The following is a 12,580-nucleotide window of genomic DNA, read 5'->3' on the forward strand; positions in this document are numbered from 1 at the left end:
TCCGGGTCCCCCGATGGGGCGGATTATGGGAGCCTTAAGGCAATCCTAAGTCCGCCTTGTCGAGGGGGTCTGGCGATTGCCCGGAGATGGGACGTCTTCGCAGGTCGGGCCTGCCGTCGAGGCTTCCGTCATGCCGATGGCATATGCCGATCGCCCGGTATCGGACGGAAGCTTTGCGGGGGCGTATTCCCCGGGAACGGCCACGGAGGGCGCTCTCGGCGGCCATGATGGGGGCATGGCGGGGCTGGAGGGCATCGAACAGCCGCGGGGACACAGCCGTGCGGCCGCGGCGCGCTGGTCGCCTGCGGTCGAGGACGAGCGGGCGCTCAAGGCGATCGAACTGTTCGGCAACCCGACGGACGCGGAGGTTCCGCTGCCGTCCCGCCCCGAGTCCGCGGCGACCGCCCGCCGGCTCGCCCAGGTCGTCGTACTCCGCCAGTGGCGGCTCAGCCCCAAGATGACGGAGGACGCGGTCTTACTCGTCTCGGAACTCGTGGGCAACGCAGTACGGCACACGGGTGCCCGGGTCTTCGGTCTGCGCATGCGCCGCCGCCCCGGATGGATCCGGGTGGAGGTGCGCGACCCGTCCCGGGGGCTGCCCTGCCTGATGCCGGTTCAGGAGACGGACATCAGCGGCCGCGGCCTGTTCCTGGTGGACAAGCTGTCCGACCGGTGGGGTGTCGACCTGCTGCCGAGAGGCAAGACGACGTGGTTCGAGATGCGGGTGGCTGATCGATAGGGCCCAGTGGATGCGCCTCTTGGGGGGGCGCGGGGCTGTATCGATGTGTGGCTGCCGTCGTGTGGGCGCGACCGGCCCTCACCGACCCGCAGCCGACAAACCGACAATTATCGGGTCAATCGCCCATTTTCTTACCCGTCGCCTTTTAAATGGTGCAGGTGACCCCCACCAACCGACGCGACCTCCTCCGCGCAGGCGCGGCCCTCTCTGCCGGAGGCGCCTTCGTCACGGGTTGCGCCACCACCGGTACGGCCACCGCAGCACCCCCCGCCACCACCTCCGCCCCACGGTCACCGTCGGCTTCCGCCACCCCGCTCCCCTTCCAGGTCACCCACGGCCCCCGCAGCACCGCCTCCGTCGCCCTCACCTTCCACGGCCAGGGCGACCCCGACCTCGCCGACCGGCTCCTCACCACCGCCGAGCAGCAGGGCGCCCGCCTCACGGTCCTGGCCGTCGGCAGCTGGCTCGACGCGTACCCCGCCATGGCCCGCCGCGTCCTCGACGGCGGCCACGACCTGGGCAACCACACCCAGCGGCACGTCTCCATCAACGCCATGGCGGAGGCCGACGCCCGCAAGGAGATCACCGACTGCGCGGAGCGGCTCAAGGGGCTCACCGGATCGATCGGGACCTGGTTCCGCCCCTCCAGGGCGCCGACCGCCTCCCCGCTCGTCGCCCGGCTCGCGGCCGAGGCCGGCTACCCGCACGTGCTGTCGTACGACGTCGACTCGCTCGACTACACCCGGCCCGGCGCGGCGGCCATCACCCGCAAGGTGCTCGCGGAGGTCACGGGCGGCTCGGTGGTGAGCATGCACTTCGGGTATCCCGACACGGTCGCCGCCCTCCCCGCCGTCCTCCAAGAACTCCACCGCCGTGGACTGCGCGCGGTCACCACCACGGAGCTGCTCAGCTGATGCGAACCACGAACGCCGCCCGTCTGCTGTCCGCCGGTGCCGTCCTCGCCGCCCTGGCGCTGCTGCCCGCGTGCAGCGGATCCGAGAGCCCCGCGGCCCCGGCCGCCGGCACCGCCGCGGCCGTGCCGCCGCCGGTGAAGAAGGCGGAGCCGGCCGTCGACGGACTGCCGGGCATGCCCCCGGTGCTCGACCCGAAGGACGTGTACGCCGCCGACCGCCCCGGCAACCTCTCACCCGCCGTCAAGGGCTTCCCGTCCCTGGTCTACGTCCCGAACACCAACTCCGACACGGTCTCGGTCATCGACCCGAAGACGTACAAGGTGGTCGGGACCATCCGGGTCGGCCGGCAGCCGCAGCACGTCGTGCCGTCCTGGGACCTGAAGACGCTGTGGGTCAACAACGACCTGGGCAACAGCCTCACCCCCATCGACCCGAAGACCGGCCGGGCCGGCAAGCCGGTCGCCGTGCACGACCCGTACAACCTGTACTTCACGCCCAACGGCCGGTACGCGATCGTGATGGCCTCCAACGACCGCCAGCTGGTCTTCCGGGACGCCCACACCATGCAGACCGTCAAGGCCCTGCCGGTCAGCTGCTACGGCGTCAACCACGCCGACTTCTCCCTCGACGGCCGGTACTTCATCGTGTCCTGCGAGTTCAGCGGCGAAGTGCTCAAGGTGGACACGGAGCAGATGAAGGTGCTCCGGCAGGAGAAGCTTCCGTTCCACGGCGCCATGCCGCAGGACGTCAAGGTCTCGCCGGACGGCAAGCGGTTCTACATCGCCGACATGATGGCCGACGGGGTGTGGATCCTGGACGGCGACGCCTTCACCAAGCCGACCTTGCTGCCCACCGGCAAGGGCGCGCACGGGCTGTACGTCAGCCGGGACTCCCGCGTGATGTACATCTCCAACCGGGGCGAGGGCACCATCTCCCTCTTCGACTTCGCCCAGAACCGGCTGACCGGGAAGTGGCGGCTGCCGGGCGGCGGCAGCCCCGACATGGGCGGGGTCTCGGCGGACGGCAAGGTGCTGTGGCTGTCCGGCCGGTACAACTCCGAGGTGTACGCCATCGACACCCGCACCGGCGCCGAACTGGCCCGCATCCGCGTCGGCAGCGGCCCGCACGGCCTCGCCGTCTACCCGCAGCCGGGCCGCTACTCGCTGGGGCACACGGGCATCTTCCGCTGACCGGGGGCCGGCCGGACACGCCGCCGATCGAGTGACGGTCCCCGGCACGCCGTCACCGAACCGACATCGTGCTGCCCATGATCACCACTCGCCTCGGGCGGCGTGCCGCTGCCGCCGTCCTGTCCCTCGCCGCCGTCCTCGCGACCACGGCCGCCGTACCGTCGACCGCGGCGCCCGCCGTCTCCGCGAGGGCCGCCGCGCCCGCCTGCCCCCAGTTCGAGGACAAGGTCAAGGCCGCCGCCGACCGCCGCGTCGACGTCGACCGCATCACGCCCACCCCCGTCTGGCGCACCACCTGCGGCACCCTCTACCGCAGCGACAGCCGGGCGCCCGCGGTCATCTTCGCGGAGGGCTTCCTGCCCAGGGACGTGGTGAACGGGCAGTACGACGTGGAGAAGTACGTCCTGGTCAACCAGCCGTCGCCGTACGTCTCCACGACCTACGACCACGACCTGTACAAGACCTGGTACAAGTCCGGCTACAACTACTACATCGACGCGCCCGGCGGTGTCGACGTCAACAAGACCATCGGCGACACCCACAAGTGGGCCGACCAGGTCGAGGTCGCCTTCCCCGGCGGGATCCTGAGCCAGTACGTCATCGGGGTCTGCCCGGTCGACAGGAAGACCAAGACCGAGATCATGGACGACTGCCAGGGCAACCCGAACTACGAGCCCTGGCACTGAGCCTCAGGCCTTGAGCAGCAGCGCCTCGGCGCCGACCGGTACATAGCCGGCCGCCTGGAACGCCCGCATGCTGCGGGCGTTCCCCGGGGCGATCTGTGCCCACAGGGGCTCCGTGGCGAGCTGCCGGGCGGCGGTCAGCAGGGCCCGGCCCAGCCCCCGCTGCCGTACCCCCTCGTCGACCTCCAGGGAGACCTCCAGGCGTCCCGCGACGCCCCGGCCCAGCACCAGCACCCCGCCGTCCGCCGCCCAGGCGCGTACCTCGTCCCGGCGGGCCCGGGCGTAGGCGACCCGGGAGTGGTCGGGGCCGGTGAGCTGGGTGAGGGGCAGGTCCGGGCGGCCGGGCAGCGGGCCGGCCACCAGCAGCGCGTCGATCGTCTCCTGCTCACGGCCGGTGCGGTCCATCAGGGCGGTCAGGAAACGCGAGTTCATCGTCGCGGCCAGCGGGTCGCTGGGGGTCGCGCGCAGGGTGTCGTACACCCACTCCGGGTCCTCGTCGACGAAGACGACCGAGTGGGCGGTGAAGGAGAGGACGCCCGCGTCCCGCGGGGACGGCTGGGGCACGACCGTTGTACGGCCGTCGGGCGGCGGGAAGACACCCCGGGCCGCCGCGTCCAGAATGTCCCGCAGGCTGCTCTCCGCCACCGTGCTCCTCGACTCCCCGGGACTCCTTGAGTCTCCACCCGCTGGAAGGCCCACACTCGCAGACATGATCGAAGACGGCACCGGACTTTTCACCATCGGTGAGCTGGCGAAGGCCACCGGGCTGACCGTGCGCACCATCCGCTACTGGTCCGACGAGGGCGTGCTCACCCCGGTGACCCGGTCGCCGGGCGGCTACCGGCTGTACGACGCCGGGTCCTTCGCCCGCCTGGAGCTGATCCGCACCCTGCGCGAACTGGGGCTCGGCCTCGGGCACGTGCGTGCGGTGCTCTCCGGCGAGCAGACCGTGGCCGAGGTCGCGGCCGCGCACGTGGCGGCGCTGGACGCGCAGATCAGGTCGCTGAAGGTGACCCGTGCGGTGCTGTCGACGGTGGCGCGACGTGGTTCGAACGCGGAGGAGATGACGCTCATGAACAAGCTGGCGCGGCTGTCGGCGGCCGAACGGAAGCGGATCATGGAGGAGTTCGTGGCGGAGCTGTTCCACGGGCTCGACGCCGTGGACCCGGCCATCGAGGAACGGATGCGCTCCATCGCGGTGGACCTGCCGGAGGAGCCCACCCCCGAGCAGGTGGACGCCTGGGTGGAGCTGGCGGAGATGGTCCAGGACCCGGAGTTCCGGGCGCAGATGCGGCGGGTGGTCGAGTTCAACGCGGCGGACCAGGGGGGCTCCGCCGGTCCCGGGCGGGCCATGTGGTTTCCCATGCGGCTGGTGCAGCTGGGCGGGCAGGCCCTGGAGCGGGGCGTCGCCCCCGAGTCGCCGGAGGCGGAGGCGATCGTGCGGGAGGTGCTGGGGAGCGGGGACCTGACCGCCGTACTCGAACGGATGGAGTCGGCGTCCAACGACCGGCTCGCCCGGTACCGGCAGTTGCTGTGCGAGGTGAAGGGTACGGGGCCCGCGGCCGCACACCGTGCGGAGTTCGCCTGGGTGGTCGCCGCACTGCGCGCTCGCGCGGCCGGTTAATCTGACCTCCGTCAACAGGCAGTAAAGCGTACGAAGGGGCGGATCCGGTGGCGGACATCGAGGAAGCACGCAAGCAGTTCGAGCGGATCGATACGGACGGTGACGGCGTCATCACCGCGGCCGAGTTCAAGACCGCCCTGGCGCAGGGGGGCGACTGGAACGTGACCGACACGGTCGCGGAGGCCATCATCAAGACCCGGGACCTCAACGGTGACAAGGTCCTGTCGTTCGACGAGTTCTGGGCCTACCTGAGCAAGTGAGCCGACGGCGAGGGGCGTCCGGCACGTGGAGTGCGGGCGCCCCTTTCCCATGCCCGGTTCACCCGGCCCCCCGCGAGGAGATGGCTCTGCGGTACTGGCCCGGTGCCGTGCCGTACTCCCGCTTGAAGGCTTTGGCGAAGGCGAACTCCGAGGTGTAGCCGGTGCGTTCGGCGATCTGGCGCAGGGTGAGGGTGTCGTCGCGCAGGAGCCGGCCGGCGCTGGTCATCCGCCACCAGGTCAGGTAGGCCAGGCCGGCCCTGCCCGCCTCCCGGCTCGGCTACGAGGCCGCCGGGATCGTCGAGGCCGTCGGCGAGGGCGTCACCGAACCGGCCGTCGGCGACCCGGTGACCACCGGCCCGGGCATCGAGATGAGCGCGCAGGGTGTGTACGCGGAGCGCGTGGTGCTGCCCGCGGCCCCGGTCGTCCCGCGCCCCGCCGGCGTGGACGCGGTCACCGGCGCCGCGGCCTGGCTGACCTACACGACGGCGTACGGCGGGCTGCTGGAGACCGCGGGGCTGCGGCCCGGCGACCGCGTCCTGATCATCGGGGCGTCCAGCGGCGTCGGCACCGCGGCGATCCAGGTCGCCCGCCGCGTCGGCGCGGTCCCGCTCGCCACTACCCGCACCGAGGCCAAGCGGGAGCGGCTGCTGGAGCTGGGCGCGGCGGAGGTGATCGTCACCGGGGAGTCGACGGCGGAGGCCGTGGCGAAGGAGGTCAGGCGGCTCACCGGGGGCAGCGGCGCCGAGGTGATGTTCGACGCGATCGGCGGCCCGGGCTTCCGCCCGCTCGCGGAGGGCCTGGCCGCGGGCGGCTCGGTGGTGGTCTACGGCTGGCTGGACAGCAGCCCTGCCGAGATCCCCCGGAACTGGCCCTTCACCATCCACACCTACGCCAACCAGGCCCTCACCTCGACCCCGGAGGGCCGGCGCCGCTCCACCGCCTTCGTCAACGCGGGCCTGGCCGACGGCGGTTTCCGCCCGGTCGTCGGTGAGGTCCTGGACGGCCTGGACCGCATCCGGGACGCACACCGCCTGCTGGAGTCCAACACGCACGTCGGCAAGATCGTCGTACGGATCTGAGGGGCGGGACCCGGGGGCCGGAAAGCCGGGCCGGGGGCCGGAATCCGGGCCTCACCCGTTCGGCCCAGCCGTGGAATAGGCCGCGCACGCCCGGGGTTGTCGCCGCACAGCAGCGTATGCATGCAGGTGCATGGACTCTCGAAAGGCGTGTCATGAAGATCGGCATCATCGGCGCGGGCAACATCGGCGGCAACCTCACCCGGCGGCTGACCGCCCTCGGCCACGACGTGTCCGTGGCGAACTCGCGGGGCCCCGAGACGCTCGCCGCACTGGCCGAGGAGACCGGAGCGACGGCGGTACGGGCCGAGGAGGCGGCGCGGGGCGCCGAGGTCGTGGTGGTCACGGTCCCGGTGAAGGCGGTCCCGAACCTGCCGTCCGGCCTCCTGGACGGCGCCGCGGAGAACGTCGCCGTGATCGACACCGGCAACTACTACCCGCGGGAGCGGGACGGCCGGATCGCCGGCATCGAGGACGAGGGCAGCACGGAGAGCCGCTGGACCGAGCGGCAGATCGGGCACCCCGTGATCAAGGTGTTCAACGGCACCTTCGCCCAGGACATCCTGGACCGCGGCCGTCCCGCCGGCGACCCCGACCGCCAGGCCGTCCCGGTCTCCGGCGACGACGAGGCCGCCAAGCGGGTCGTCCGCGCCCTGATCGACGAACTCGGCTTCGACACGGTCGACAACGGCGGCATCGACGACTCCTGGCGCCAGCAGCCGGGTACCCCGGTGTACGGCCTGCGGGCGGACGTCGAGGGTGTCCGGAAGGCCCTGGCGGAGGCGTCCCCGGAGCGCCCTGAGGGCTTCCGCGGCTGACGACCGCGCAGGGGCCTGCGGGGTCCGGGCCTGCGGGTCGGGGCCCGCGGGGTGGACGGCGGCGGGACCGCACCGGGGAGCCCGGTCCCGCCGCCGCTGCTCAGTCCTCCGGGGACGCCCAGGCCTTGAGATCGTCCTTGTCGTCGAAGTCCGCCACGTCCTTGTCGTGCGGGTCGCTGGTGTACTGGTGGAAACGCCAGTCGGCCTGGATGCGGGGGTGGCCGGCGCTGACGTAGTCGGCGATCCACAGGCCGTCGCCGGCGTACGAGGTGGTGTCGATGTTCAGCCAGAAGTTCCGGTTGGTGTAGAGGACCACCCGGTGGCCGGGCCGCAGTGCCTTCACCTTGCGGATGAAGGAGTCCTTCTCGGCGTTGCTCGCGTGGGTGCCGTCGCCGGTGGTCTCCCAGTCGACGGCGAGGATCTCGCCCGCCTTCTCGGGGGCGTGCTGGACGAAGTACTCGGCCTGGGCGGTGAGGTTGCCGGGCCAGAGGAAGTGGTAGAAGCCGACGACCAGTCCGGCGTCGCGGCCGGTCTTGGTCTGGGCGGCGAGTTTGGGGTTGACGTACGAACGCCCCTCCGTCGCCTTGATGAAGACGAAGGAGAGGCCGTCCGTGTCGTAGCCGGAGGACTGGTACGCGCTCACGTCGATTCCGTGCAGCATGGGGGAACTCCCTGGGTGCCAGTGGGGTGACACAAGTTGCAACTGCGTATGTCGTATTCCCCGACACGCCGGGCGGGATCCGCGGGGGCGCGTGAATTGTCAGCTCCGGGCCGCCACCTCGCCGAGCACGGCCGCCGACTTCGCCGACCAGTCGGAGGTGATGATGCTGGCGTGGTCGGCGGCGAGCAGCGCCAGCCGGGCCGCGACCTCGGCGTCGGTCGGAGCGGTCGAGGAGATCGCCGGAGAGACGTTGTAGGCGTCCGTCATGATCAGGATGTAGTGGTTCGCGGCGTAGAACGACGTGTCGTAGCCGTTGTTGACGTACGTCGCCGCGTCGCCGTCGAAGAACACGAACCAGGGCTGGATCGAGGCGTCGTACCTGCTGGTCCGCGGATCCCCGTTCGCGGCGCCCAGCACGGCGGGGAAGGCCTGGGCCTGGGAGATGTTCCCGGCCGCGGACAGGTCCCGCAGGTGGTCGCCGTACTCCTGGTCCGTCCAGTAGTGGTCGAACGGGTTGGCCTGCTCCACCGTGCCCGGGATCACTTCGAAGATGAACTTGCCCTTGAGCTGGTCGCGGGTGGGCCAGGCGTTGGCCTTCGCGGCGGCGTCGAGCGTGGAGTACGAGGAGCCGAGCAGGTCGGCCGGCTTGTACACGCTGCTGCCCAGCTTCTGCGAGACGAGCGTGTCGAACGCGGTGGGGCCGAGGCCGATGGTCTGGTTGAACCCGACCTTCATCTCGACCTTGACGACGATGGGCGCGTGGTCCGGGTGCAGCTGCTCCCAGGCCGCCATGTTGTCCAGGCAGCTGCCGAGATCCTGGCTGGTGGCCTGGCTGTACAACTGGCTGGGGGTGTTGGCGTATTCGCAGTTGTTGTTGTCGCCCCACGGGTTGCTGTGGCTGACCCGCCACCGCTTGCTGATGCTGTCGACGTAGACGTCCAGCTCCAGCAGCGAGGCCCCGGAGTCCAGGGCCTGCGCCCAGTAGGTGTACTTGCCCTTGTCGTACGCGTTGTGCGTGCCGATGGCGGTGGTCTCGGAGAACTTCGCCGCGTTCAGGCCGGTGTCCGCGTGCGCGGCGGAGCCCGCCATCACGAACAGGGCCCCGGCACCCACGACCGCCGCCAGCCGTCTCAGTACACGCATGACCCAACTCCCTTGGGTTGGTGGTGAGTTGGCGGCAGCGTAGAAGCAGACGGTTACTGAGCGGTAGCCCCTGGGGGAACATCGGCCTCCGGAACTTGCCCAGGACGCCCAGGACCCGGGAGGCCGCACGTACGCTGACCGCATGCCGAGGCCGGAGGAGGCGCTGGTGGGCACGGGACCGGTGGCGGGGCGGCGGCCCGTGGGCCTGTTCGTGGGGCTGTGCACCCTGGACGTCATCCAGCTGGTGGACCGGGTGCCGGGGCCGGACGAGAAGCTGACGGCCCGTGACCAGGTGGTGGCGGCGGGCGGCCCGGCCACCGGGGCGGCGGTGGCCTTCGGCCGGCTGGGCGGCCTGCCCCGGCTGCTCACGGGCCTCGGCTCGCATCCGCTGGCCCTCGGCGTCCGGGCGGACCTGGACGCGCTCGGCGTGCGCGTCACGGACCTGGCCGCCGACCGCGTGGACCCGCCCGCGGTGTCCTCGATCCTCGTGACCGCGTCGACCGGAGAGCGCGCGGTCGCCTCGACCAACGCGACCGGGCACCGGCTGCGGGCCCCGGCCGGCCTGGAGGAACTGGTGGCGTCGTGCGACATCGCCGAGTTCGACGGGCATCACATGGACCTGGCCGTCGAGGTCGCGCACGCCGCCCGCTCGACCGGCCGCCGCACCCTGCTCGACGCGGGCAGCTGGAAGGACGGCACCGAGAGGCTGCTGGCCTCGACCGACGTCGCCGTGTGCTCGGCGGACTTCCACCCGCCCGGTACCGGCACGCCCGCCGAGACCCTGGAGTTCCTCCGGGACCACGGGGTGACCTGGGCGGCGGTCACCGGTGGCGGGGCGCCGATCGAGTGGGCGGGCCCCGGTGGCGGCGGCCTGGTCGGCGTTCCCGGGACCCGCGTGGTGGACACGCTGGGCGCGGGTGACGTCCTGCACGGTGCCCTCGCCCACCACCTGAGCGGCCCCGGCCGCCTCGACGGGCCGGCCTTCACCGAAGCGCTGTCGCGGGCCGCGGCGGTGGCCTCCCGCGCGTGCGCCTCGTTCGGTACGCGCGCCTGGCTGACCGCGGGCTGACCGGCGACCACGAGCGAACGCGGAATCCTTCGGCTTCCTCATCGGTCCCACGGGCCCCGTGCGTGTCCGCTCGCGGCGATTCGGCCATGTCCGGTGGCCCGGGAGGCGCGCCGACCAGCGGCCGCTGAGACGTGACCCCCGGAATCACGCGGTTGCGGATCCGACTCAAACACGCGTGTTCGAGCCGGGCCGCCGGGTCGTTGTCCCGGTCATCATCAGTCATCCCCAACGCGGCGGCGACACCGCGCTGTTGGTGGCAGGCCGGGACGCTCGCGCCCCGGCCTGCCACCGCCGTCCCGTCATGCCGTCGCTCGGCCGACCACCGGAGGAACCATGAATCCCGTCCCCGTCCCCGTCCCCGTCCATGTGCCCGTCCATGTGCCCGTCCCCGTCCTTGTGCCTGTACCTCGCGTCGCCCATCGGGTCGCCGTGCGCCCCGGGGCCGTCCGGGCGGTACCTCGCGGCCGCACGGTGACCGCGGCCGACAACAGCGCTCCGGCGTACGCCCCGACATCCACCCCGACATACGCCCCGGCGTACGCCCTGGATACGCCGAGCCCGACACCGAGGTGGGGGGCATGACCGCACAGCAGTCACCGCCGGCACCCGTCTTGGCCTGGGCGGAACGGACCCTGGGTCCGCTCGCCGTGCTGCGCGGCGCCGCGGCCGGCCCGCAGCACGCACGTACGTGGCATGTCGTACGCACCGGTGACGGTGGCCGCTTCCACGTCAGGGTCGCCCCGGACCCGGGCGCCTTCACCCGCGAGACCTTCGCCCACCGGCACGCCGTGCCCGCCCTCGGCCCCGGTGCGGCTCCCCGCCTGCTGGCCACCTCCGCCGCGCACCTGGCCCTGATCGTGACGGCCCTGCCCGGCACCCCCCTCGACCGGCTGCGGCCGGCAACGGCCATGCTCAGGACGGTCCACTGGCGGGCCGGTTTCCTCCTGGCCCAGCTGCACCAGGCCGCAAGGCGCACCGGTACCGCGCACCACGACGCGCCGACGGACCTGTCCCGCCTGGCCGACGAGGCGGCCCGTCACCTCGGCACGGTCGGCGACCGCCTGTCGGCGGACGAACAGAAGCGGGTCATGGCCCTCGCCGACCGGCTGGGCTTCGTCGGCCGGCTGCCCCTCGGCTACATCCACGGCGGCGCCCTCGGCTCAAGTCTCCTCTGGACCGCCGACGCGCAACTCGCCCTGGGCGACTTCGAGTCGGCGCGGTTCGCCCCCGTGGTCCTCGACTTCGTCGACCTCGCCTGCGGGCCCTGGACGGCCCAGCCGCGCCTGCGTACGGCGTTCTTCACCGGCTACGGCCGCACCCTCGGCCACGACGAGCGGCTTGCCCTGCACTGCCTGACCGCCCTCACCGCCGCCCGCCGGCTGGCCGAGGCACGCGCCCTCGGCGACCGGGCCGCCGCGGACGCCTGCGAGGCCGTACTCGACCGGGTGAACCACGAGGTGAGCGGGTGACGGCCGTGCCACCGCCCGGCTGAACAGCCGATCAGAGCCACTGCGCTCGGGCAACCGGACCACGTCCCGGAGCGGGCGTCGGGAGCCGCGCCGGCCGACCGGCGAACGGGTGAGGGCCGGAAACCCGTCATCACGACAGGCCGCGTCGCGCGGGAGGACCCCGTACCCGGCAGCGCCGGGTACGGGGTCCTCATCGGCGTCTCGCGCGGAGTGTCCCGGCGGGGGACGGCGGGACCGGCGGGAGCCGCCCCCCTCTGCGCGCCCGCCAGGAAGAGCAGGCACTGGGCCGGGCGGACTGCCCGGAGTGGATGCCCGCCGTCAGGAGACGCAGGTCAGCTCGACGTCGTCGATGCGGACGAACTGCGGGTCCGTCCTGCTGTTCCCGTAGATCGCCTGGACGTACACGGTGCTGAGGCCGCTCAGGTTCAGCGGCGCGGTCCTGATCTGCGTGTACCTGCCGGCGCTGAGGCCCGGTGCGGTACTGGTCAGTTTCACCCATCCGTTGGCCCCGTTGGGGTCCCAGACCTCGAGACCGACTCCGGCACCGTAACTGACGGGGTCGGCCCAGATGCTGGCGGTGCAGTTGGTCCGGTTCGTCCAGGAGTCGATCGGCACCGCGATCTTCTCGGCGGCCCAGCCCGTGCCGGCACGGAGCCATCCGTTGTTGACGCCGGTGCGGGCGACGACCGGGTTCCCGTTGACGTCGGCTCCCGGCACACCGTCGCCGCTCTGGAGGCCCTGCCAGTCGTTCCAGGGGTTCCCCTCGAAGCTGTTGGTGAACGAGAAGGTGGTGGCCGGTGCCGCCTGTGCCGGCAGTGCGATCCCGATCGCGGTCACTGCCGCGGCCGCGGCGACCAGCATCGAACGAAACAGGCTGCGCTCGTTGTTGACCATGCGTTCTCTCCCTGTTCTTTCCGTCCTGGATGTCGGCGTT

The 12,580-nt window shown here is 72.1% G+C and carries 14 protein-coding genes and 1 pseudogene; 10 read left to right on the forward strand and 5 right to left on the reverse strand.

The window, feature by feature from the left end; translation table 11 throughout:
• Positions 1-235: 235 nt before the first annotated feature.
• The 4 genes from ACFZB3_RS43855 (at position 236) to ACFZB3_RS43870 (ending at position 3,529) form a co-directional block, all read left to right on the forward strand.
• Positions 236-739, forward strand: a complete 504-nt coding sequence (locus tag ACFZB3_RS43855; protein ID WP_217547724.1) for an ATP-binding protein — start codon at positions 236-238, stop codon at positions 737-739.
• Between the two features lie 149 nt (positions 740-888).
• Positions 889-1,653: a polysaccharide deacetylase family protein gene (locus ACFZB3_RS43860; protein WP_391387945.1), complete on the forward strand. Its 765-nt coding sequence runs from the start codon at positions 889-891 to the stop codon at positions 1,651-1,653.
• A complete protein-coding gene (locus ACFZB3_RS43865) occupies positions 1,653-2,843 on the forward strand; it encodes a hypothetical protein (RefSeq protein ID WP_391387948.1) in 1,191 nt (396 codons plus the stop codon). Before ACFZB3_RS43860 ends, ACFZB3_RS43865 begins: the two co-directional genes overlap by 1 nt.
• Before the next feature lie 77 nt (positions 2,844-2,920).
• Positions 2,921-3,529 (forward strand): ADP-ribosyltransferase, encoded by a 609-nt coding sequence (locus ACFZB3_RS43870; RefSeq protein ID WP_391387951.1) that lies wholly within the window; start codon positions 2,921-2,923, stop codon positions 3,527-3,529.
• Between the two features lie 3 nt (positions 3,530-3,532).
• On the opposite strand, the gene ACFZB3_RS43875 is transcribed toward ACFZB3_RS43870, so the two are convergent.
• A complete protein-coding gene (locus tag ACFZB3_RS43875) occupies positions 3,533-4,171 on the reverse strand; it encodes a GNAT family N-acetyltransferase (protein ID WP_391387954.1) in 639 nt (212 codons plus the stop codon).
• Positions 4,172-4,235: 64 nt separating this feature from the next.
• Between ACFZB3_RS43875 and ACFZB3_RS43880 the strand changes: the two genes are divergently transcribed.
• The gene (locus ACFZB3_RS43880; RefSeq protein ID WP_391387957.1) at positions 4,236-5,150 is read left to right on the forward strand and encodes a MerR family transcriptional regulator; all 915 of its coding nucleotides are present in this window, start codon (positions 4,236-4,238) and stop codon (positions 5,148-5,150) included.
• 47 nt (positions 5,151-5,197) lie between these two features.
• Entirely contained in the window at positions 5,198-5,410 is a 213-nt protein-coding gene (locus tag ACFZB3_RS43885; RefSeq protein WP_089098659.1) for an EF-hand domain-containing protein, read from the forward strand.
• A 58-nt stretch (positions 5,411-5,468) separates the two neighbouring features.
• Here the strand turns inward: ACFZB3_RS43885 and ACFZB3_RS43890 are convergent.
• Positions 5,469-5,672, reverse strand: a pseudogene (locus ACFZB3_RS43890) (helix-turn-helix domain-containing protein); the annotation flags it as partial.
• A 31-nt stretch (positions 5,673-5,703) separates the two neighbouring features.
• Here ACFZB3_RS43890 and ACFZB3_RS43895 point away from each other — a divergent pair.
• On the forward strand, positions 5,704-6,489 hold the full coding sequence (locus tag ACFZB3_RS43895) for a zinc-binding dehydrogenase (protein ID WP_391388255.1): 786 nt from the start codon (positions 5,704-5,706) through the stop codon (positions 6,487-6,489).
• On the forward strand, positions 6,486-7,304 hold the full coding sequence (locus ACFZB3_RS43900; RefSeq protein ID WP_391388257.1) for an NAD(P)-binding domain-containing protein: 819 nt from the start codon (positions 6,486-6,488) through the stop codon (positions 7,302-7,304). Before ACFZB3_RS43895 ends, ACFZB3_RS43900 begins: the two co-directional genes overlap by 4 nt.
• A 100-nt stretch (positions 7,305-7,404) precedes the next feature.
• Here ACFZB3_RS43900 and ACFZB3_RS43905 read toward each other — a convergent pair whose 3' ends face one another.
• Entirely contained in the window at positions 7,405-7,965 is a 561-nt protein-coding gene (locus ACFZB3_RS43905; RefSeq protein ID WP_391387960.1) for a GH25 family lysozyme, read from the reverse strand.
• 99 nt (positions 7,966-8,064) lie between these two features.
• Positions 8,065-9,108 (reverse strand): Ca2+-dependent phosphoinositide-specific phospholipase C, encoded by a 1,044-nt coding sequence (locus ACFZB3_RS43910; RefSeq protein ID WP_391387964.1) that lies wholly within the window; start codon positions 9,106-9,108, stop codon positions 8,065-8,067.
• 142 nt (positions 9,109-9,250) lie between these two features.
• Between ACFZB3_RS43910 and ACFZB3_RS43915 the strand changes: the two genes are divergently transcribed.
• Both ACFZB3_RS43915 and ACFZB3_RS43920 read left to right on the forward strand, forming a co-directional pair.
• Positions 9,251-10,177, forward strand: a complete 927-nt coding sequence (locus tag ACFZB3_RS43915; RefSeq protein WP_391387967.1) for a PfkB family carbohydrate kinase — start codon at positions 9,251-9,253, stop codon at positions 10,175-10,177.
• Positions 10,178-10,755: 578 nt separating this feature from the next.
• Positions 10,756-11,646: a phosphotransferase gene (locus ACFZB3_RS43920; protein ID WP_391387970.1), complete on the forward strand. Its 891-nt coding sequence runs from the start codon at positions 10,756-10,758 to the stop codon at positions 11,644-11,646.
• A 318-nt stretch (positions 11,647-11,964) separates the two neighbouring features.
• Here the strand turns inward: ACFZB3_RS43920 and ACFZB3_RS43925 are convergent, their stop codons facing one another.
• Positions 11,965-12,540 carry a hypothetical protein gene (locus ACFZB3_RS43925; RefSeq protein WP_391387972.1) on the reverse strand — a complete coding sequence of 192 codons (576 nt, stop codon included), beginning with the start codon at positions 12,538-12,540 and terminating at the stop codon, positions 11,965-11,967.
• Between the last annotated feature and the right edge of the window lie 40 nt (positions 12,541-12,580).

It is taken from the genome of Streptomyces sp. NPDC008092 (genome assembly GCF_042957285.1).
Lineage (GTDB): Bacteria > Actinomycetota > Actinomycetes > Streptomycetales > Streptomycetaceae > Streptomyces.